The 505-nt window shown below is 55.4% G+C and carries 1 protein-coding gene; it reads left to right on the forward strand.

The window, feature by feature from the left end:
• Window positions 1-505: Ig-like domain-containing protein (locus tag R8N49_RS30855; protein ID WP_318190915.1), on the forward strand; the 505-nt coding region annotated here is incomplete at both ends.

Below are 505 nucleotides of genomic sequence, written 5' to 3' on the forward strand. Positions count from 1 at the left end.
CGAATCCGCCTTGAGTCCCCGGTCATGTTCCCGTCTTTGAAGGAAGGGGAATCTTACACGCTGACTGTTTCCGGTGAGGACGCACAAGGCAACGCGGTTCAAAAGGCGGTTGGCTTCGAGTACAAACCGCGTCAGGTGATGCTGGCGGATGGGATGGATGGCAAGGTTATGGTCCCCGCTGTCACTCATGAATTTGTTCATGCAGATGGCAAGCGGATCATCGAGACCAAGCCGCTGACGCTCAGTGATGGTGCTGTCGTGACAGGTTCATACGACGTGTTTGCGACCCTCCGTTCTGATGCGAAAGTGCCGCTGGTGGTGAATGGGGTGCGTATCGAGCCGGGCCAGACAATGGGGATCATGAGCCAACATGATTTCGGTGCGTCAGGTGGTCGTTTGAGCATTCCGGTTAAACCGGCTGTTCCTGATGTGGTCGGCTCTTCCAGTCTTCTTGTCATGACCTCCGCGCCGAACTCACCCATCTTGGTTGTGGACATCAATACCT

The sequence above is a fragment of the Vibrio sp. 1978 genome, from assembly GCF_033344345.1.